General features: G+C 61.9%; 22 protein-coding genes. 13 read left to right on the forward strand and 9 right to left on the reverse strand.

All coding sequences use genetic code 11. The annotated features are described in order from the left end of the window. Positions 1–3 precede the first annotated feature (3 nt). Entirely contained in the window at positions 4–1194 is a 1191-nt protein-coding gene (locus ACX3VQ_RS09025) for an acyl-CoA dehydrogenase family protein (protein WP_462570323.1), read from the reverse strand. A 173-nt stretch (positions 1195–1367) separates the two neighbouring features. Here ACX3VQ_RS09025 and ACX3VQ_RS09030 point away from each other — a divergent pair, with 173 nt between their 5' ends. The 5 genes from ACX3VQ_RS09030 (at position 1368) to ACX3VQ_RS09050 (ending at position 7280) form a co-directional block, all read left to right on the forward strand. Then, positions 1368–2225, forward strand: coding sequence for an SDR family NAD(P)-dependent oxidoreductase (locus ACX3VQ_RS09030; RefSeq protein WP_462580602.1), 858 nt, complete (start codon positions 1368–1370; stop codon positions 2223–2225). Continuing rightward, positions 2222–3652, forward strand: a complete 1431-nt coding sequence (locus tag ACX3VQ_RS09035; protein ID WP_462570321.1) for an MFS transporter — start codon at positions 2222–2224, stop codon at positions 3650–3652. The genes ACX3VQ_RS09030 and ACX3VQ_RS09035 overlap by 4 nt, the downstream gene beginning before the upstream one ends. A 98-nt stretch (positions 3653–3750) precedes the next feature. Next, positions 3751–5088, forward strand: a complete 1338-nt coding sequence (locus ACX3VQ_RS09040) for an acyl-CoA dehydrogenase family protein (protein ID WP_462570319.1) — start codon at positions 3751–3753, stop codon at positions 5086–5088. 21 nt (positions 5089–5109) lie between these two features. Then, the gene (locus tag ACX3VQ_RS09045) at positions 5110–6198 is read left to right on the forward strand and encodes a Zn-dependent alcohol dehydrogenase (RefSeq protein WP_462580604.1); all 1089 of its coding nucleotides are present in this window, start codon (positions 5110–5112) and stop codon (positions 6196–6198) included. Next, positions 6198–7280 (forward strand): phosphotransferase family protein, encoded by a 1083-nt coding sequence (locus ACX3VQ_RS09050; RefSeq protein ID WP_462580605.1) that lies wholly within the window; start codon positions 6198–6200, stop codon positions 7278–7280. The genes ACX3VQ_RS09045 and ACX3VQ_RS09050 overlap by 1 nt, the downstream gene beginning before the upstream one ends. 16 nt (positions 7281–7296) lie before the next feature. Here ACX3VQ_RS09050 and ACX3VQ_RS09055 read toward each other — a convergent pair whose 3' ends face one another. Next, complete coding sequence (locus ACX3VQ_RS09055) at positions 7297–9687, reverse strand: S8 family serine peptidase (RefSeq protein WP_462580607.1); 2391 nt, start codon at positions 9685–9687, stop codon at positions 7297–7299. Between the two features lie 156 nt (positions 9688–9843). Between ACX3VQ_RS09055 and dapD the strand changes: the two genes are divergently transcribed. Together dapD and ACX3VQ_RS09065 are read left to right on the forward strand one after the other, a co-directional pair. Then, complete coding sequence (gene dapD / locus ACX3VQ_RS09060; protein WP_462580609.1) at positions 9844–10683, forward strand: 2,3,4,5-tetrahydropyridine-2,6-dicarboxylate N-succinyltransferase; 840 nt, start codon at positions 9844–9846, stop codon at positions 10681–10683. 88 nt (positions 10684–10771) lie between these two features. Beyond that, a complete protein-coding gene (locus ACX3VQ_RS09065; RefSeq protein WP_462570313.1) occupies positions 10772–10924 on the forward strand; it encodes a hypothetical protein in 153 nt (50 codons plus the stop codon). A gap of 3 nt (positions 10925–10927) precedes the next feature. Here ACX3VQ_RS09065 and ACX3VQ_RS09070 read toward each other — a convergent pair whose 3' ends face one another. The 3 genes from ACX3VQ_RS09070 to ACX3VQ_RS09080 form a co-directional block, all read right to left on the reverse strand. Then, positions 10928–12190, reverse strand: coding sequence for a dipeptidase (locus ACX3VQ_RS09070; protein WP_462580610.1), 1263 nt, complete (start codon positions 12188–12190; stop codon positions 10928–10930). 225 nt (positions 12191–12415) lie between these two features. Continuing rightward, positions 12416–12661, reverse strand: a complete 246-nt coding sequence (locus ACX3VQ_RS09075) for an SWIB/MDM2 domain-containing protein (protein ID WP_462570311.1) — start codon at positions 12659–12661, stop codon at positions 12416–12418. A gap of 27 nt (positions 12662–12688) precedes the next feature. Next, positions 12689–13282, reverse strand: coding sequence for a YbhB/YbcL family Raf kinase inhibitor-like protein (locus ACX3VQ_RS09080; protein WP_462570310.1), 594 nt, complete (start codon positions 13280–13282; stop codon positions 12689–12691). Positions 13283–13527: 245 nt separating this feature from the next. Between ACX3VQ_RS09080 and ACX3VQ_RS09085 the strand changes: the two genes are divergently transcribed. Then, complete coding sequence (locus tag ACX3VQ_RS09085; protein ID WP_462580611.1) at positions 13528–14961, forward strand: S41 family peptidase; 1434 nt, start codon at positions 13528–13530, stop codon at positions 14959–14961. 2 nt (positions 14962–14963) lie between these two features. On the opposite strand, the gene ACX3VQ_RS09090 is transcribed toward ACX3VQ_RS09085, so the two are convergent. Beyond that, complete coding sequence (locus ACX3VQ_RS09090; RefSeq protein ID WP_462580613.1) at positions 14964–15329, reverse strand: hypothetical protein; 366 nt, start codon at positions 15327–15329, stop codon at positions 14964–14966. A 2-nt stretch (positions 15330–15331) separates the two neighbouring features. Beyond that, positions 15332–15760, reverse strand: a complete 429-nt coding sequence (locus ACX3VQ_RS09095; RefSeq protein WP_462580614.1) for a COG3650 family protein — start codon at positions 15758–15760, stop codon at positions 15332–15334. 191 nt (positions 15761–15951) lie between these two features. Here ACX3VQ_RS09095 and ACX3VQ_RS09100 point away from each other — a divergent pair, with 191 nt between their 5' ends. Continuing rightward, positions 15952–16260: an alkylphosphonate utilization protein gene (locus ACX3VQ_RS09100; RefSeq protein ID WP_462570306.1), complete on the forward strand. Its 309-nt coding sequence runs from the start codon at positions 15952–15954 to the stop codon at positions 16258–16260. Between the two features lie 31 nt (positions 16261–16291). On the opposite strand, the gene gmk is transcribed toward ACX3VQ_RS09100, so the two are convergent. Beyond that, entirely contained in the window at positions 16292–16927 is a 636-nt protein-coding gene (gene gmk, locus ACX3VQ_RS09105; protein WP_462570305.1) for a guanylate kinase, read from the reverse strand. Between the two features lie 58 nt (positions 16928–16985). Beyond that, the gene (locus tag ACX3VQ_RS09110; protein ID WP_462570304.1) at positions 16986–17489 is read right to left on the reverse strand and encodes an SspB family protein; all 504 of its coding nucleotides are present in this window, start codon (positions 17487–17489) and stop codon (positions 16986–16988) included. 108 nt (positions 17490–17597) lie between these two features. Here ACX3VQ_RS09110 and hisB point away from each other — a divergent pair, with 108 nt between their 5' ends. The 4 genes from hisB to hisF all read left to right on the forward strand — a co-directional run bounded on the left by hisB (position 17598) and on the right by hisF (position 20427). Then, positions 17598–18191, forward strand: a complete 594-nt coding sequence (gene hisB, locus ACX3VQ_RS09115) for an imidazoleglycerol-phosphate dehydratase HisB (protein WP_462570303.1) — start codon at positions 17598–17600, stop codon at positions 18189–18191. A 1-nt stretch (position 18192) separates the two neighbouring features. Further along, positions 18193–18822, forward strand: coding sequence for an imidazole glycerol phosphate synthase subunit HisH (gene hisH, locus ACX3VQ_RS09120; RefSeq protein WP_462570302.1), 630 nt, complete (start codon positions 18193–18195; stop codon positions 18820–18822). Positions 18823–18934: 112 nt separating this feature from the next. Continuing rightward, positions 18935–19666, forward strand: coding sequence for a 1-(5-phosphoribosyl)-5-[(5-phosphoribosylamino)methylideneamino]imidazole-4-carboxamide isomerase (hisA, locus tag ACX3VQ_RS09125; RefSeq protein ID WP_462580616.1), 732 nt, complete (start codon positions 18935–18937; stop codon positions 19664–19666). Then, on the forward strand, positions 19663–20427 hold the full coding sequence (gene hisF / locus ACX3VQ_RS09130) for an imidazole glycerol phosphate synthase subunit HisF (RefSeq protein WP_462580617.1): 765 nt from the start codon (positions 19663–19665) through the stop codon (positions 20425–20427). Before hisA ends, hisF begins: the two co-directional genes overlap by 4 nt. Positions 20428–20508 lie beyond the last annotated feature (81 nt).

The following is a 20508-nucleotide window of genomic DNA, read 5'->3' on the forward strand; positions in this document are numbered from 1 at the left end:
GGCTCAGGCTCCCGGAAGGTCAAGAATGCGTTTGGAAATGACGTTCAGCATGACTTCGCTGGTGCCGCCCTCAATCGAATTGGCCTTGGTTCTCAGCCAGTTGCGTGAAGGCTTCCCGCCACCCGTTTCCTCGCTGTCCCATTCAAGGCTGCGCGATCCGCCCGCGCTCATCATCAGTTCGTGGCGGCGCTTGTTGAGCTCGGTCCCGGCATATTTCATCATGTTGGGCTGCGCCGGATGCGCCTTGCCGACCTTGATCTCGTCAAGAAACTTCTCGCCCATGCAGGTATAGGCCAGGGCGTCGACATCGAACATTGCCAGCTCCGCCCGCAGCATTGGATCGAGCTCGCCTGCATGGCGCTTCATCGCGGCGCCGATCGCAGCGCTGCGATCATCACCGCCCGCGCCCGAGATCATCTCGCGCTCGTGTCCGAGCAGATATTTCGCCACGTCCCAGCCGCGGTTGATTTCGCCCACGTAGCCGGGGCAATCCTCGCCATAGCTCTTGGGCACGCTGACATCGTCAAAGAAGGTTTCGCAGAACGGGCTATTGCCGCTGATCAGCAGGATCGGTTTGGTGGTGACACCCTGGCTTGCCATATCGAACAGCATGAAGGTGATACCCTGATACTTGTTCTCCTTGTCGGTGCGGACGAGGCAGAAAATCCAGTCCGCTTTGTCAGCATAGGAGGTCCAGATCTTCTGGCCATTGACCACCCAATGGTCGCCCTTATCCTCGCCGAAGGTCTGCATCGAGACGAGGTCTGACCCGCTGCCGGGCTCTGAATAGCCCTGGCACCAGCGGATTTCGCCGCGGGCGATTTCGTTGAGGAAACGCTGCTTCTGACCTTCGGTGCCGAAGTGAAGCAGCGCCGGGCCAAGCATCCATATGCCGAAGCTGGAGAGCGGCGGACGCGCATTGATGCGGTTCATTTCCTCGCGCAGAATTTTGGCTTCGGCAGCATTGAGCCCGGCTCCGCCGTATGCCTTGGGCCAGGCCGGTACGGTATAGCCCTTGTCACGGCAGGCCTCGAACCATGCCTTTTGCGCATCGCACTTGAAAGTGGCGCCCCGGCCGCCCCAGAAAATGTCCTCATCGCCGCGCACGGGCTGGCGCATTTCAGGGGGGCAATTCGCTTCAAGCCAGGCGCGGGTTTCCGCGCGGAAAGCTTCCAGATCGGGGGTTTCAGACATGGGGCCGACTCTCCTCTCACCTCTATTGGTTGACGCTTACGTTAGGGTGATTCGGGTCGGGGTCGCAAGCACACTTATGATAGCCAGCCATGCCGTAGCGTCAGCAAGCGAGCCGTTGACGCGCGCTTGCTCGCGCCTAAGCTGGTTTCAAAATGAAATGGGAGAGATGTGGCATGCGATTCTCTAACAAGACCGTGGTGATTACCGGCGCGGCCTCGGGCATTGGCGAGGAGGCGGCCAGGCTTTTCGCGCGTGAAGGCGCTATCGTGATCGCCAGCGACATCGATGAAGCGAACGGGCAGCGGGTGGCAGATGCAGCTCAAGGTGACGTGCGCTTCAGGCGCTGTGATGTGTGCAAACCTGCGGAGATCAAGGCGCTGATGGATGATACCGCCGCCGAGACTGGTGGGATCGACGTACTGTTCAACAATGCTGGCGCAGGCGGGGCCCGTCCGCCGATCAACGAGATCGAGCCCGACGAATGGGACAGCACCATGGACCTGTTGTTGCGCTCGGTCGCAATGGGCATCCGCTATGCCGTGCCACATATGAAGGGGCGGCCGGGTTCCTCGATCGTCAACGTATCCAGCGTTGCTGCAGTTGGGCCGGGCTATGCCCCAACCGCCTATTCGGTGGCCAAGGCGGGCGTGCTTCACCTGACCAAGATGGCCGCTGCCGATCTGGCGCAATTCGGGATTCGCGTGAACGCGATCCAGCCAGGTTTCATCATGACCAATATCTTCACCCGCAATCTCGAAGTGTCTGAGGAGCAGAAAGTACTGGCCAAGGATGCGTTGCGGCAGATGATTTCGAACGCGCAGCCGGTTGCGCGCAGCGGCGAGGCGCGCGACATTGCCGAGGCATGCGCCTATCTCGCCAGCGAGGCAGGGAGCTTCCTGAACGGCACCTCGCTTCTGGTTGACGGCGGTTTGACGCTCGGCCCGCGCTACAGCTGGGACCCGGAGGAACCGGGCGTCTATGACCCGCTCGAAAGCATGGAAGAGCAGGCCCGGCAGAGCGGCGCGGTATGAACAAGGCAGCCCAACCACTCCCCATGCGGATCAAGCTGGCCAACGGGTTCGGCTCGGTCGCCTTCGGGGTCAAGGACAACGGTTTTTCCGTATTCCTGCTCACCTTCTACAATCTGGTCCTGGGGATGGAGGCGTGGCTGGTCAGCGTCGCGCTGGTCACCGCCTTGCTGGTCGATGCCTTCGTTGATCCCTTGCTGGGCAATCTGTCCGACCGCACCTACACGCGTTGGGGACGGCGCCTGCCGTGGCTTTACATCGCACCTATCCCGCTGGGCATTGCCTGGTATTTCCTGTGGTCCCCGCCGGTCGACGGACCGCCCAGTTTCTGGCTCCTGCTCGGCATGGCAATCTTGATCCGGCTGTTGCTGTCAGCCTGCGAAGTGCCGTCGGTCGCGCTCGTGCCAGAGCTGACGCGCGACTATGACGAGCGCACAACGCTGTTTCGCTATCGCTATCTGTTCGGCTGGACCGGCGGGCTGGCGATACTGTTCCTGGCCTACAATGTGTTCCTGCGCGACGGACTGCTCAACCGTGACGGCTATGTGGTGTACGGCGCGGCAGGCGCTGTCATGATCGTCATCACGACGCTGGTTTCCGCAGCTGGGCAGCACAGCCGCGTGGCGCATTACCCGGACAGCCGGCCGCCCCCGTTTTCATGGCGCAGCGCATTTGCCGAGATCAAGGAGGCCTTTGCCGAGCGCGCTTTCCTGATCCTCTCGGCCGGCGCCGTGGCAGCCTATGTCAGCCAGGGGATGACCTTCGCCCTGTCGAACTATCTCTATTACTTCGTCTGGGAATTCGACGAATCCGCCCTGGCGATCTATCCCTTCATCCTGTTCGCCAGCGTGGTAATTGTATTCCTCACGCTCAGCGGATTGCACCGCCGCTTCGGCAAGGCAAAAGTCGCCACTGTCACCACGATGCTTTCAATGGCCTCCTGGCTAACCCCCTACGGGCTGCGCTTGCTGGGGCTTTGGCCGGAAGTCGGCAGCGATATTTCCACCGCTTTGCTGTTCGCATTCGTGCTGGTCAGTAACACCTTTGGCGTGATGGTGATGGTGTCCGCATCGTCGATGGTCGCCGAAATCGTCGAGGCCTTCGAGGAGAAGACTGGACGGCGCGCCGAAGGGTCATTCTACTCGGGCAACTGGTTTATGCAGAAATGTGCGACCGGACTGGGAATTCTGGCGGCCGGGCTGATCGTTTCGCTTTCCGGCCTGCCAAGCAACGCACAACCGGGTGCGGTCGCGGACCCCATTATTGATAGCCTGATTGTACAATACTGCTTGGTGGTTACTATCGCCGGGCTGATATCGGCCTTCTGGTTGGCACGTTTCCCGATTGCCAGAGAGGATCACGAGGCCAGGCTTGCCGCACTGGATTCGGCTGCGCGTGCAGACCCCGATGCCCATGCCCTGATGCCATGAGACGCCATAAATGAGAGCTTGGCGCGGTCCCGAGGGCGTGCCACGATCAACCACAAGATTCGATCACTGAATCATCTGACACACAGGAGAACGCACCCATGGATTTCGAACCCACCGAACGGCAGCAATATTGGCGCGACCGGGTGCGCGACTTCATTGAAAGCCACGTGCGCCCCGCAGTTCCGACCTACAAGGCTCAGGATGCAGAAGGCGATCGCTGGAAGGTGATCCCGGTGCTGGAGGAGCTCAAGGCCAAAGCGAAGGCCGACGGCATCTGGAACCTGTTCATGCCGCCGCGCAATGACAGCCACCACCACGTCGATGATACTTTCGAATTCGAAGGCCCGGGCCTGACCAACCTCGAATATGCCCTTTGTGCCGAGGAAATGGGCCGGATCGGGTTTGCCAGCGAGGTGTTCAACTGCTCCGCGCCCGACACCGGCAACATGGAAGTGTTCCACCGCTATGGCACGCGCGAACAGAAGGAAGAATGGCTGGGGCCGATCATGAACGGCGAAATCCGTTCGGCCTTCCTCATGACCGAACCCTTCACTGCTTCATCCGACGCGACCAATATCGAAACCCGGATCGAGCGTGATGGTGACGAATATGTAATCAACGGCCGCAAGTGGTGGTCGTCCGGCCTCGGCGATCCGCGCTGCAAGATCGCGATCGTGATGGGCAAGACCGATTTCAGCGCCGGCCGCCATGCCGCGCAATCGATGCTGCTGATGCCGATCGACACTCCGGGCGTGAACATCCTGCGCCATTTGCCGGTGTTCGGCTATGACGATGCGCCGCATGGGCACATGGAAGTCGAGCTGAAGGACGTGCGGGTGCCGGTCACCAACATGCTGCTGGGCGAAGGGCGCGGCTTCGAGATCGCGCAGGGCCGGCTTGGCCCGGGCCGCATCCATCACTGCATGCGCACCATCGGCGTGGCAGAGGAAGCACTCGCCAAGATGTGCCGCCGCCTGCAGGAACGCGAGGCGTTCGGCAAGCCGATCTACAAGCATTCGGTGTGGGAAGAACGCGTCGCGCGCGCGCGGATCGATATCGACATGACCCGCCTGCTCTGCCTCAAGGCTGCCGACATGATGGACAAGGTCGGCAACAAGAGCGCCAAGCAGGAAATCGCCATGATCAAGGTGCAGGCCCCGAACATGGCATTGAAGATCATCGACGATGCAATCCAGGCCCATGGCGGCGGCGGCGTGTCGGACGACTATGGCCTTGCCAATGCCTATGCCCACCAGCGCACCCTGCGCCTGGCTGACGGCCCGGACGAGGTCCACTCGCGTTCGATCGCGCGGATGGAATTCGCCAAGCATATGCCCCAGCCAGGGCCAACCGCCAACGCCCTGCGCGATGGCAAGGGGCCGAGCATGGGCGGCGACGATCGCCTCAGCTCGGGTGACATGGGCGTAGCGCGCTAAGGCCAGGCAGGGAGAGAGACTTTGACAAAGGCAGCCATTCTCGAAGCGCCCGGACAGGGCCTGGTCATCGGCGAAGTCAAGATCGCCGATCCGGGGCCGCATGAAGTGCTGATTGACACCAAGGCCTGCGGCCTGTGCCATTCGGACCTGCACTTTATCGAAGGCACCTATCCGCACCCACTTCCGGCCATTCCCGGCCATGAGGCGGCGGGCGTGGTGCGCGCGGTGGGCAGCGAAGTGAAAACGGTGAAGCCGGGCGACCATGTCGTTTCCTGCCTTTCCGCATTTTGCGGTCACTGCGAGTTCTGCGTGACCGGGCGCATGGCATTGTGCCTGGGCGCGGATACGCGGCGCAGCGCCGATGGGGCACCGCGCATTACCCGCGCCGATGGCTCAACCGTCAACCAGATGCTCAACCTCTCGGCCTTCAGCGAACAGATGCTGATCCACGAGCACGCCTGCGTTTCAATCGACAAGGATATGCCGCTCGATCGCGCCGCCATTCTCGGCTGCGCGGTGACGACTGGTGCGGGCACGATCTTCAATGCCTGTTCGGTGGTTCCAGGTGAAAGCGTGGCGGTAATCGGTTGTGGCGGCGTCGGCCTTGCAGCAATCAATGCCGCCAAGATCGCCGGGGCAGGGCAGGTCATTGCAGTCGATCCGATGCCGGAAAAGCGCGAACTTGCCATGGTACTGGGCGCAACCCACACCGTCGATGCCATGGCCAGCGATGCGGCGCAGCAAATCATCGCGATCTCGAAGGGCGGGGTGCACCATGCCATCGAAGCCGTCGGACGGCAGGCCTCTGCGGATCTATCGGTGGCGTGCCTGCGGCGTGGTGGCACGGCCACGATCCTCGGCATGATGCCGCTCGACTGCAAGGTGGGCCTTGGCGCGCTTGACCTGCTTTCGGGCAAGAAACTGCAGGGCGCGATCATGGGGATGAACCATTTCCCGGTTGATCTTCCTCGCCTGGTCGATTTCTATCTGCGCGGGCTGCTCGACCTCGACACGATTATCGCTGAACGAATTCCGCTGGAACGCATCAACGAAGGATTTGAAAAGATGAAGGGCGGCCATTCGGCGCGTAGCGTGGTGGTGTTCGACTGATGGCCGACGAGCAGCCAATTGATTTTGACAAGGAAATGGTCGGTACGATCGAGGTGCCGGAGCAGGATCAGCTTGATCTTGAACGTTTGACCGCTTGGTTCGAAGCCAATGTCGATGGCTATGCAGGGCCGATGAGTTACACCAAGTTCAAGGGCGGGCAATCCAACCCGACCTACCGGATCGACACTCCGGGAGCATCTTACGTGTTGCGACGCCAGCCGTTCGGCAAGCTGCTGCCGTCCGCTCACGCCGTAGACCGCGAATACGCGGCAATGACCGGGCTTTATCCCACCGGTTTCCCGGTGCCGCGCACCTTCGGCCTGTGCGAGGATCCGGATGTGATCGGCTCCAAGTTCTTCGTGATGAGCATGGCCGATGGACGAAGCCTCTGGAACGGTGCGCTGCCGAGTTGCACGCGGGACGATCGCCGCGAGATCTACCATTCGCTGATCGACACCATTGCCGACCTTCACCTCAAGGACCCTGAGGCGATCGGTCTTGGCGATTACGGCAAACCGACCGATTATTGCGCGCGCCAGATCAACCGCTGGACCAAGCAATACAAGCTTTCCGAAACCGAGCATCAACCCAAGATGGAACGGCTGATCGAATGGTTGCCCGAAACCATTCCGCCGCAGCACAATTCCAGCGTCGTGCATGGCGATTACCGGCTCGACAATGTGATCTTCCACAAGACCGAGAACCGCGTCATTGCGGTGCTCGACTGGGAGCTATCGACGCTGGGCGATCCGATCGCCGATTTCAGCTATCTCATGCTCAACTGGCACAACCCGGCCGATGGCCGTGCGGGCCTGCTGGGCCTCGATCTCGACGAACTCGGCATCCCCTCGCAGGATGAGGCGGTCGAACGTTATGTGGCGCGCACCGGCTACCCTGTGCCGCCGATGGACTGGTATTTCGCCTACAATCTGTTCCGGCTGGCCGGGATCATGCAGGGGATCAAGAAACGCGTGATCGATGGCACCGCCTCATCTGCCCATGCCAAGCAAATGAGCGAACGGGTGACCCCGCTGATCGAGCGCGCATACGAGTTCGCGCTGGCAGCGGGCATGCCTGAATAAACCCGGCAATTCGGCGTCAGAAATCGGCGCTGAAGCTGATCATGGCGCCCAGATCGGCAGGTTGATCGGCATAGTGCCCCGGTTCGTGGCGATAGAACAGGCTGGCGGCGCCCCGGCCCGATAGCAGCGGACCTTGCCAGGCGAGCTCGCTCACTATTTCGCGGCCTTGCGGCGCAAGCGACAGGCGTTGCAAGGCAAAGCTGGCGGTTTCAGTGGCATAGTCGTAGCTGGCGGGCAGGTAGAGGCTGAGTCCGCCGCTTTCCACCCGCAACGGCTGGCTGACTCGCAGCCCCAGTGTGTCGCCGCGCGCAATCGCACCGCTGCGCGTTAGGTCGAACGCCCAGGCCCGGCTGGAAAAGCCAGAGCCGTGGGCAATTACGTCGCCATGCTGCGGCCGGGTGAAGCCAAGCCTCGTTTCGCCGCCCAATGTCCAGCCGCGGCTCAATTGCCAGCGTCCGCCACTATCGATGAAAATCGTGTCTGCCCCGCCTTGCGCCACTGCTGGATGAAACCTAGCGCCCAGCACGCTGCGCTCTTCGCGAAGCCAGCTCATCCCCAGGGTCGCGGTCAGCGCACCGAAATCACGGTCGAGCGCGAGCCCGAAGTTTTGCGTCGGGAAACGCTCGCGCGGGCGGTAGATCGCTTCCTCGAACCTCGGCGCGTAACCAAGGCGCGCGTCTCCGCTCTCGGCATGGAAAGTCACCCCCCACGGGCCCAGTTCATGACGCAGCGCCAGCGCCGCCGTTGCGGCCTGAAAGAAGCCCGCATCGCTGCGGGTGCCGGGTGCGATGCGAAACGCGGCTGTCAATCGTCCCTGTATCTGCGCCACCAGCCCTTCCGCACCCTGGGCAAAGGCAATGCCCAGCTGGGTGCCCGGTGCGATGCGCGTCGCCACGCGCGCCGCCAGAACCTTGGCGCGCTCGGCATCGTCAGCCGTCAATTGCAACGGCCCGGACCATTCGAGCCCGGCGGCACGCGGACCGTCACCGATATGGAACGCCAGCACAGTTTCCCCGCTGCCTGCCGCGATATGCCTTCCCTGCCGTTCTACGGCTCCTCCGAGCCGCGGGACCACGCTCGACCCGGCAATGCCTGTGGCCAGATCGAAGCCATAGGCCCGATCATATTTGTCGGTGACGATCGTTGCCAGGCTTTGTCCGCCCAGCGCATTCCCCATCGCGGGTGAGGCAATCGCGATCCGGTCGCTCAGCCCCATGGCGGTCTGCTGGCCCGCCAGCGTGGTTGTGCCAGCCGGGGCAATCGCGCGCGCAATATCCAGGATTCCCCGCCCGAACAGCGCATCGGTGCCGGTCGCCCCGGCATCCACCGCGCTATCGAGCAGTATCTCCACAATCTCGGCACCGGTAAGATTGGGGAATGCCTGCGCCAGCAGGGCAACCGCGCCCGCTACTTGAGGAGCGGAAAAGCTGGTGCCTGAAAACAGGGTCACGAATTGCTGGCCGTTGATGTTTTCGACGAATAACTGCCCATCCTGGTATACGCAGCAGATCCGCTCTCCGCGCGCTGTCAGGAAAGAGGCCTGCGCAATCCCCGCGCGATTGCTGAAATCGGACAATTGGCCATTGGCGTCAATCGAGCCGACGATAATGACATTCCCTCCACCTGCCTGGAGCAGGCTGGCGGCAAAGGGATCTGGCTGGTCAGGATCGATCGCGGGATCGCTCCCGTCGCCGGAATTGCCCGCCGAAACCACGATCACCACTCCCGCACTGGCGGCGCGCGCTATAGCATCGAGCAGGATTTGCGATGCGGCCCCGCCGCCAAGGCTGAGGTTTACCACTGCGGCGCCATTGCTCACTGCCAGGTCGACACCCGCTGCAATCGCGCTGTCGACAAACTGGCATCCCAGCGATGGGTCCTGCGGCGTGTCGGCGGTGCAGCTGCCCGGCTCGTCGGCCCTAAGGGCCAACACCTGTGCATCGAAGGCGATGCCCAATATGCCTGTATTATCACGCGCGGCGGCCGCGACCATGGCAACATTGGTGCCGTGATCGTCGATACCGTCAACGCCGCGATTGCCCGCTACATCGGTGGAGGCGGGGTGAATGCGCCCGGCGAATTCGGGGCTGTCACTATCAATCCCGCTGTCAACGATTGCGATTATCGACCCTTGGCCGGTGATCCCGCCTTCCCATGCCGTAATGGCATTGTGAAAGGCTGGCCCGTCGGAATCGCGCAATTCCTGGGTATTGAAGCTGGTTGGCGTTGGCGATGGCGTGGGAGTTGGCGTGGGGGTCGGAGCGGGCGCCGGAGTGGGGGTGATGGGCGGGGGTGTGCTTATGGGGCCAGGGCTGCTGCCACCACCGCACGCGGCCAGCAGCGCGGCAGCAGAAATTGCCCCCAATCGGTGCGGACCGAAACGGCAAAACGAAGCGAGCACAGGCATTGTGCGACCTTCCTAACCCTGCCCCTGCAAATGCCAAGTTTAGGCCTTGGGTTATCGTAAGAGCAAGATTTTCTACGCGCCTCGGCACTTGCCGCCACTTGAGCCCCCCGCTAGCAGCGCGAGACGATCCTAATTCTGCCCGTGGAGTGCCCCAGTATGTCCAGCGAACTCGTCAATGCCATCGAAGAAGCTTGGGAACGCCGCAGCGAAATCACGCCTGCGGACCAGGATCTCCGCGTCCTGGTTGAAGAAGCGATCGGCATGCTCGACAGCGGTGCTGCCCGGGTGGCCGAACCTGACGGCGAGGGCGGGTGGAAAGTAAATCAGTGGCTCAAGCAGGCAGTGCTGCTGTCATTCCGGCTCAGCCACAACCGCATCATGGAAGGCGGCTCTGCCGGCGAGGCCGCCTATGACAAGGTGCCGAACAAATTTGCCGGTTGGGGCGATAATCGCTTCAGCGAAGCCGGTTTCCGGGTTGTGCCAGGTGCGGTGGTGCGGCGCGGCAGCTATATCGGCAAGGGCGTGGTGCTGATGCCCAGCTTCGTCAATATCGGCGCCTATGTCGATGAAGGCACCATGGTCGATACCTGGGCCACGGTCGGTTCCTGCGCGCAAATCGGCAAGAACGTGCATATTTCGGGTGGTGCCGGGATCGGCGGCGTGCTCGAACCTTTGCAGGCAGGGCCGGTGGTGATCGGCGACGGCGCCTTCATAGGTGCGCGTGCGGAAGTGGCCGAAGGCGTGCGCGTGGGCGAAGGCGCGGTGCTTTCGATGGGGGTTTATCTTGGCGCATCAACCAAGATCATTGATCGTGAAAGCGGCAAGATCTACCGCGGCGAAGTACCCCCCTATGCCGTGGTCGTGCCTGGCGCGCTGCCGGGCAAGCCGCTGGCCGATGGCAGCCCCGGCCCCTCGCTTTATTGTGCGGTAATTGTTAAGACCGTGGACGCACAAACCCGCGCCAAAACAGGGATCAACGAACTGCTGCGGGATTGAACCAGACGATAGATTTCAGGAACAATCCCGCTCACCATCCGTAACCAAACGTGCCATTTGTACGAATTACGGGAAGTGGGAGAAGACCATGGAAAACAGAGACGGTAAAGTCCACATTGAGGATGACGAGGCCCGCGCTGCCGTGGGCAATACCGGTTTGCGCTGGGTTCTGGGCATCGGCCTGACTTTGGCAATCATCGCCATGACGCTGGTATGGGTAATTCCGGCGCTCACTGCCTGATCGCTATCCGGCGTTAGCGGGAGTTTCGATAACCGGCGCATTTTGCTGACTGGCGGCAAATTCTTCGGCTCCACGCAGCGCCTTGAGCGCATTGCGCAGCGAGATTTTTTCCAGATCGGCCTGACTGTAACCGCGCCGGGCCAGTTCTTCGAACAGCGCCGGATAGCCTGAGACATCTTCCATGCCCACGGGGCCGCTCGGCATCCCGTCATAATCGCCCCCGATCCCGATATGGTCGATCCCGGCCACGCCGCGAATGTGATCTATATGGTCGGCCATGTCGGCAATGGTCGATTGCGGTGCTGGATTGGCATTGTCCCAGGCCTCCATTCCCGCAGCGACACGATCAGGCTGGCCCTGGAACAGAGCCGCAAGCCGGGCGTTTTCAGCCCTCTGCGCGGCCTGATGCTGGCGCAATTCCTCGGTAATGAACCATGGCAGGGCGACCACCATCACCACCCCGCCGTTTTCAGGCAGGCGGGCCAGCACGCTGTCGGGCACATTGCGGGCATGGCCGTTCACCGCCCGCGCGCCGGAATGGCTGAAGATCACCGGAGCCTGCGCAACATCAAGCACATCGTGCATGGTCTTCTCGCTCACATGGCTCAAATCGACCTGCATGCCGATGCGGTTCATCTCGCGCACGACATTGCGTCCAAAATCGGTCAAGCCATCATGCTCGGGTGTGTCGGTGGCGCTGTCGGCCCAGGGCGTGTTCATCGAGTGGGTCAGCGTCATATAGCGCGCGCCCAGATCATACATCTGGCGCAGCACGGCAAGGCTGGAACCGATCGAATGCCCGCCTTCCATGCCCAGCAGCGAAGCGATCTTGCCCGCTGCCAGCGCCGCTTCGACATCATCTGCCGTCAAAGCCAGCTGCATATCATCGGGGTTGCCTGCAACCAGCCGCTTGGCGACGTCGATCTGTTCGATCGTCATCTGGACCGCCTCGGGTTCTTTGAGTGAGGCTGGCACATAAACCGACCAATATTGCGCACCCACCTTGCCACGGCGCAGGCGTGCAAGATCGGTGTGCATTGTGGCTCCTTGCGGATGAGTGGAGCCGGTTTCGCCGGTATCGTGGAAGTCAAACTGGTTGATGACATTACCGAAACGCGAACGAAGCTGCATCGGTACGTCATTGTGCCCATCCCATACCGGCGCCGCGTCCAGCGCGGCCGAGGCCACTTCCTCGGCAGTTTGCGCGGCAGCGACTGTGGGGATGACCACCATGGCGGCGGCAACGCATAGCGTGAACGGTTTCATCAAGGACTCCCGCAGATGATGTTTCGAAACATGTATGTCCGGCGCGCCATTACGCATGCTGGCACGCTGGAATTCAGGCGCAAAGCGCGGATTACTGCAGATTGCTTCAACAGCGAAGACACGACCCCGCGCGCCAGAAATGGCGCTTGCCGCACGCGCGGCATGCCAACACGGGGTGAAGGGACGGTGCCTCCCTGATGAGGCAGGCACCGCCCGATCAACTTATCAGCTTAGGTGCTTTGAAACCGCAGCCGTCATCTTGAACATCGAGATCTGAGCGTTGCCGATCACCGCGCCAAGCTTGGCATCGGGATTGATCTGACGCTTATCCGTCTTGTCCTGCAGGCCATTGGCCTTGATGTATTCCCACACTTTCGAAGTGACTTGGGCGCGGGTCAAAGGACCCTTGCCAATCACTGCCTCCAGAGCGGGCGACAGGGTCACGGGCTTTTGCAGCGCGTTTCCAGCCATGTTCAATTCCTTTCCTTGTTATGGCCGTTACAATTCGGCGTCGTCATCTTCCCGGTCTTCCTCGTCATCCTGCGACCGGGTGTATTGGGCAACCAGCAACGCGCTGGCGACAACCTGCCCTTCCATCGTTGCGAGCAGGTCTTCCCGCGATGCCCCCGGCATGAGGGTCAGCGGCAGTTCGAGCGCAAACAACTGGAATACGAAATAATGGGTCTCACCGTCCGGCAGATCCGGCAGCAGCCATTCTGAATTGCCAAGCGAGTTCTTGCCGGTGCGCGGCGGAACTTCGCCTTCGAGCAGCTTGCCGCGCTGGCCCGCAAGACCCCACACCAGCCAATGGCAGCGGGGCTCTGCAGCACCTGTGGTCGCATCTTCGACTATTACGACCAGTTCCTGCGCGGCTGGCGGCGGGGCCGTCCATTCGAGCGGTGGGGCAACCGCATCTTCCTCGTCTGCGGTAAAGCAGGGATCGAGTTCGGCGCCCGCGCGAAAGGCGGGGCTGGTCAGTTCGAACCCGCCGCGCCCCAGCGAACGCTCATTCCCGACGCGCGCAATGGCCAGCCCGCCGTGGCGGGCGGCGGGCGGCAAGGCGGATTGGAGCCATTGAGGCAGGTCGGTCACGTTACTGAAGTCCCTCTCACGCAATATTTGAACCCAAAACTAGGGGTTTCCATCCGGCGTGACGAGGTGATTAAGGCAAATTTACACCGGTTTTGGGCCCGAATCTGTGGGTAATTCGGCCTGAAACGGCGAATTCCCCCCTTGAGGGCCATTTGTGCGGGGATTGCCCGCTTGTCGACATGTCGGCATTCTGTGCGCGATCCAAGCCTCCAGTCGCCGGATCCGGTCAATCGAAGAGGGACAAAATGGGTATCGGTCGCACAACCCTAGCCGCCACGCTGGCTTTTTCGCTCGTAGCCTGCGGCGGTGGCGGAAGCAGCCCTTCTGGCGGCGGTGCTACGCCTACACCCACGCCTACGCCCACACCCACGGCTTGCTCGGTGCGCGATCGCCAGGACTGGAGCTTTGCCGTCATCGATGAATGGTATCTGTTCCCGACCCTGCTCAACCGCAATGCCAATCCGGCAAGTTTTGCCACGGTGCAGGATTATATTGATGCGTTGGTTGCGCCGGCGCGTGATCAGGGGCGTGACCGCTTCTTCACCTTCATAACCTCGAAAAGCGAGGAAGAGGCACTGATAAATTCGGGTGCCAGCGCGGGCTTTGGTGTGCGGTTGGGTTATGACACGGTCAACAACCGGGTATTCGTGATCGAGGCTTTCGAGAATGCGCCCGGCCTGGCTGCGGGGCTCGACCGGGGCACGGAACTGCTCGCCATCGGCACCAGCAGCAGCAATCTGCAATCGGTCTCTTCGCTGATGGCCGCGGGTGGCCCGCAAGCGGTAATCGATGCCTTGGGGCCATCCGATCCAGGGGTGACGCGCGTCATCCAGTTCCGCACCGCAGCCGGGGCAACGCTTGAGCGAAGCATCGCCAAGACCAACTTCTCGCTTGACCCGGTGTCTGATCGTTATGGTGTGCGGATCATAGACGATGCAGGCAAGAAGGTCGGCTATCTCAACCTGCGCACCTTCATCGTAGACAGTGCGGATGCTGATCTGCGGGCCGCGTTCCAGCAGTTCAAGGACCAGGGCGTCACCGAACTGATCATTGACTTCCGCTATAATGGCGGCGGTTTGGTGCGGATCGCCGATCTGATGGGTGATCTGATGAATGCCGGCAGGATCGGGCAAGTCTGGTCGAAGACCATTGTGCGCGATTCGAAGGCGGCGCAATTCAACGAAACAACCAATATCGCTGCACAACCGCAATCGATCACGCCCACCAAGGTCGCCTTCATCGGGCGCGGCGGCACCGCATCGGCCAGCGAGCTGGTGATCAATTCCATGCTGCCTTACCTTGGCAACAACGTTGCGCTGGTAGGCGCCAATACATTCGGCAAGCCGGTTGGCCAGTTCGGCTTCGACCGCGACGAGTGCGATGATCGCTTGCGCGCAGTCACTTTCAAAACCGTGAATGCGGATGATGCAGGCGACTATTTCGGTGGGCTGGCCGATGTCGTGCCCAACACCTGCCGCGCCAACGATGATATCTTCACTCAGCTGGGCGAGCCGACCGAGGCATCAATCGCCACCGCGCTCGATTTTCTTGCCGGTCGCAGCTGCACCGCCATCGCGGCCGAGGGTGTGCGCACCACGCAGGCTGTGGGCGCAGAACGGATCTTGCTGCAACCCCGGCGCCCAAATGCCGCGCAATATCAGGTCCCAGGATTGTTCTGACGCTAATCCGCGCTCGCATCGGTGCGCGTGAACAGGAACACCAGGAAACCGAAGGCGAACAGCGCATCGCCCGCCAGTACCGCCGCGATCAGCGAGCCGCCTTCACCGGCAAATTCGCGCGGGCCAAGCAGCGCAACCACGCCAACTTTCCCCAGCACGCCCGCCCACAGCACGCGGCCATAACGCAGCGGATCGGTCGCCACGATCAGGTAGACCAGCCCGAAGGAAAAGACGAGCAGGCCGATGGTCCGGCCGTCGATCGTCGATTCGGGAACCAGCATGCCCGCCAGCCCGATCGCAAAATTGTATGCGGCGGCAATCCAGAAGAACATCCGCCAGCCGCGCCCCGCATCTCCATGTGCATTCATGTTCAAGGTGCTCCTTCGCCCGTGAAAGGTTGTTGGTCAGTATAGGCGCAGCCATTGAGCTGCGTTTCGTCGATGGTGATCGTGACCGTGTAGGGATAGCTGCGGTCGCTCATATGGTCGGAGCATTCGCCCGGCGTGACCGCCATCAGCAGCGGCGCACCATCCAGCGTGCCGCTGAAACCCAGCCCGCCATTGCCGGCAAACCGGGAGACTTCGATGATTGTCCCCTCGATGTTCTCAGGCGTCGAATAGGTCATGGTCGAACCGGCAACTTTGGCGCTCCAGAACGGCTCGTTGCCCAGCGCCTTGATCGTCTCGTTTTCGCCTATGCCATCAAACTGCGGCACATCGCCCGGTGCCGGGTCGGCCCCTTGCGAACATCCTGCCAGCAGCAACAAAGCCGCAGCTGTGATTGGCTTCGTGCCTGCCATTGAAGCGATTCCCCTACCCCGTCTCTAAGGTGGCAGTTAAGCCATTGCGCCTGTTGCGTCACCCCCCCTGTTGCTAACGGGTAGAGTTTTCGGCGGTGTGTGTTTTGGCTGAATTGCCAGGGTTGTTTTCGCGCAAGATACTGGAAAGATCTGCCTGCAAGTGCCAAGGCGCCCCGCAAAGGAGCTCAAGGATGGCCGATAGCAACGAAGACTATGTCTACGACGAGGTAAGCGGTGAATGGATGCCTGCGTCCGAATTCGCCGCCGCGCAGGCCGCAGCCGATGCCGTTGAGGTGCGCGACGCGGTGGGCAATCTGCTGGCCGATGGCGATCAGGTGACGTTGATCAAGGATCTCGAGGTCAAGGGCGCGGGTCAGACGCTGAAGCAAGGCACGCTGATCAAGAGCATCCGGCTCACCGGTGACGCGCAGGAGATCGACTGCAAGTATCCCGGGATCAAGGGGCTGGTGCTGCGCGCGGAGTTCGTCAAGAAACGCTAGGGCCGCCGACTGGCTATTTGCAGCGTCGCCGCTACTCCATCAGTGTGCGCACGAACGGGATCAGGCCTGTCTGGCGGGTGCGGCGCATTCGCTCGGCGTGCAGGATTTCCCGCACCTTGACGAAGCATTGGTCTACATCGTCATTGACCACGACATAGTCATATTCCGCCCAGTGGCTGATCTCGCCGCGGGCGCGCTCCATCCGGGTGTCGATCACTTCACCGCTATCCTGCCCGCGGCTTTCGAGGCGGCGGCGCAATTCGGCCAGGCTGGGCGGCAGGATAAACACGCTCACAACGTCCTGCTGGTCTTTCTGGTAGAGCTGCTGGGTGCCCTGCCAGTCGATATCGAACAGGAAATCCTGCCCTTCTTTCAGCCCCTTGCGGATATAACCCTTGGGCGTTCCGTACCGGTAGCCGAACACCGTCGCCCATTCGTAGAATTCGTCTTCGGCGATCATCCGGTCGAACTTTTCGTCACTTACGAAATGATAGTCGATCCCGTCGACTTCGCCCGGGCGGCGCGGGCGCGTGGTGGCTGAAACCGATAGCTTGACCTCTTCATCTGCCATCAGCAGCATGTGCGAGATCGTGGTCTTGCCCGCGCCCGAAGGCGAGGAAAGAATGAACATCAGTCCGCGGCGTTGGAGAGCATCTTGGTTGGCCATGTGTGCTGTTGGCGCAAAGCGGGGGGTGGAATCAAGTGCACTGCAGCGCGCAATCGACCTATTTCTTGCGTCCGAAATCGACCGTCACGACGTTTGAGCCGTCATCGCCGCTGGGCGGGCTGTCATCATCGCCGTCAACGGACCCGTCATTTTGGGCATTGTCATGCGCTTCAGGCTCAAGGTCGGGCGCTGTGGCCTGAAACTGCAGGCCGAAATCGACTGCCGGATCGACGAAAGCGGTGATCGCGCTGAACGGAACGTTGAGCTTGGCCGGAATCTGGTTGAAGCTGAGCCCGACGGAGAATCCGTCTTCGCGAACTTCGAGATCCCAGAACTTGTTCTGCAGCACGATCGTCATTTCATCGGGAAAACGTTCGCTCAGCTGCGGCGGTATCGAAACGCCGGCGGCGCCGGTCTTGAAGGTAATGTAGAAATGGTGATTGCCCGGCAATTCGCTGCCCGATTGCACGATTTCACCCAGAACGCGGCCCACCACCGCGCGCAGGGCTTCCTGCACGATTTCGTCGTAAGGGATCAGGCTATCAGGCGTTTCTTCACTCATATCGCGTGAATCGTGGCGCTGCGCGCGCCGCTGGTCAAGCGGCAATCGACACACTTGTTGTGGATCGCGAATGCTTGCACGCGGCGGCAGAGCGCCTATAGCGCCCCCATGCGCACTGGCAGGATCGAACGCAATACCGCCGAAACCAGGATCCTTGTCGAGGTCAACCTCGACGGGACAGGCAATTATGACGTTGCCACCGGGATCGGCTTTCTCGATCACATGGTCGAACAATTCTCCAAACACTCGCTGATCGATGTCACGATGAAGGTGACGGGCGATCTGCACGTCGACCAGCATCACACCACTGAAGACAGTGCGCTGGCGCTGGGCCAGGCGATCACCCAGGCGCTGGGCGACAAGGCAGGTATCGGGCGTTACGGCACCGCCTATTCGCCGATGGACGAAACGCTTAGCCGGGTCGCGCTCGACATTTCCGGGCGCCCCTATTTCGTATGGAAAGCCGGCTTCACCCAGGAACGCCTTGGCGAATGGGACACCGAGCTGATCGAGCACTGGTTTCATTCGGTGGCGCAGACTGCCGGGCTGACGCTGCATATCGAGCTGCTTTACGGCACCAACAACCACCATATCTGCGAAAGCATCTACAAGGGCTTTGCCCGCGCGATGCGCAGCGCGGTTGAGCTTGACCCACGCAAGGGTGGAGCGATTCCGTCAACGAAGGGCCAACTGGGCGGGTAGAATGGCCGAGGCTCTGGCCCTGATCGATTACGGCGCGGGCAATCTCCACTCGGTGCACAACGCACTGATGGCTGCGGGAGCCGAGCATGTCGCCGTTACCGATGATCCCGATCTGGTGCGCGGCGCGCGCCGGATCGTGCTGCCTGGCGTGGGCAGCTTCAAGGCCTGCGCCAAGGGGCTGCGCTCCATTCCCGGCATGGTCGAGGCGCTGGAAGAGCGGGTGTTGCAGCACGGCGTGCCGTTCCTGGGCATCTGTGTCGGGATGCAGCTGCTTGCTACCCGCGGGCTTGAGCACGGCAGCACGCGCGGGCTCGGCTGGATCGGCGGCGATGTTGAACTGATCGAGCCTGCCGATCCTTCGATCAAGGTGCCGCATATGGGCTGGAACGATGTCGCCCTGCTGCCCCATGCGCGCAATCACCCGGTGCTGGAGGAAGGCGAAGCCTACTTTCTCCATTCCTATCACTTCGCGGTGAGCGAGGGGCATGACGTGGCGGCGATGACCGATCACGGCGAGGGGCTGGTTGCAGCGGTTGCGCGCGACAATATCATTGGGGTGCAGTTCCACCCCGAAAAGAGCCAGGCCTATGGGCTGGCGACGCTGCAACGTTTTCTGGAGTGGCGGCCATGATTGTGATCGCGGCACCGGCCCACTCCCCCGCCCAGCCACCCGATATGGTGACAGTCAAGCTATCGGATGGCTGGGCGGGGGAGTGGGCTGGCACCGAGCGCGAGAGAAATTCATGATCGTCTTTCCGGCCATCGATCTCAAGGGCGGCGAAGTCGTGCGGCTGGCCGAAGGCGATATGGATCGCGCCACCGTCTATGGCGACAACCCTGCCGCGCAGGCGCTGATCTTTGCCGAGGCGGGGGCGCAGCACCTGCATGTGGTCGATCTTGATGGCAGCTTCGCCGGCCGGGCCGAGAACCGCGAGGCGGTGGAGGCAATTGTCGAGGCTTTCCCCGGCTATGTCCAACTGGGCGGCGGCATCCGCACACGCGAAGCGGTGGAGGGCTGGTTCGACCTTGGCGTGGCGCGGGTGGTGATGGGCTCCGCGGCCTTGAAAGACCCCGAATTCGTGAAGGACATGGCACGCGAGTTCGAAGGCGGCATCGTCGTCGCGGTGGATGCGAAAGACGGCATGGTCGCGACCGAAGGCTGGGCAGAAGTCTCCGACGTGCCCGTGGTCGACCTTGCGCGCCGGTTCGAGGATGCGGGCGTTGCCGCGCTGCTATTCACCGATATCGGGCGTGACGGCTTGCTCAAGGGCGCGAATATCGACGCCACTGTCGATCTGGCGCGCCGGGTCGATATTCCGGTGATCGCCAGCGGCGGGGTCAAGGGACTGGACGACATTCACGTCCTTTCTCTCCACGCGCATGAGGGGATCGAGGGCGTCATTACCGGGCGCGCGCTTTACGAGGGACGGCTGGACCTCGCCGCTGCGATCGCGATGGGCGCGCGGGCATCATGACAGTCCGCATTCGTGTCATACCATGTCTCGACGTTGCCGATGGGCGCGTGGTCAAGGGCGTGAATTTCGTCGACCTCAAGGATGCCGGTGATCCGGTCGAACAGGCCAAGGCTTATGACGAGGCGGGCGCGGACGAACTGTGTTTTCTGGATATCTCCGCCAGCCACGAAGGGCGCGGCACGTTGCTCGATATCGTGCGGCGCACGGCAGAAGTGTGCTTCATGCCGCTGACCGTGGGCGGCGGGGTGCGCTCGCCTGAGGATGCCCGCGCGCTTTTGCTGGCGGGCGCCGACAAGGTGGCGGTCAATTCCGCCGCGGTCGCCCGGCCCGAGGTGGTAGCGGACATCGCGGCGAAATTCGGCAGCCAGTGCATGGTCGCCAGCGTCGATGCCCGGCGGACCGCTCCGGGAAAATGGGAAATCTTCACTCACGGGGGACGCAAGCCGACCGGCGTGGACGCGGTGGAACATGCGGTGCGTTTGGCACAGCTGGGTGCGGGGGAACTGCTCGTCACATCGATGGATGGCGACGGCACGCATGCGGGTTACGATCTCGAGCTGACCCGCACGATTGCAGACGCGGTCAATGTGCCGGTGGTTGCCAGCGGCGGCGTCGGCACGCTCGAGCACCTCGTGGAAGGCGTGACCAAGGGCCACGCCAGCGCGGTGCTGGCGGCCTCGATCTTCCACTTCGGCACTTACTCGATTTCGGATGCACATGCGGCGCTCCGCGCTGCAGGCTTGCCCGCGCGCGGCATCTAGCCGTTGAATTGTCGTCATTGCGAGCGTAGCGACACGATCCAGAGCGTCACGCGATGCGGCTTTGGATTGCCGCGTCGCTTC

This window comes from Altererythrobacter chaiwopuensis (assembly GCF_054957735.1).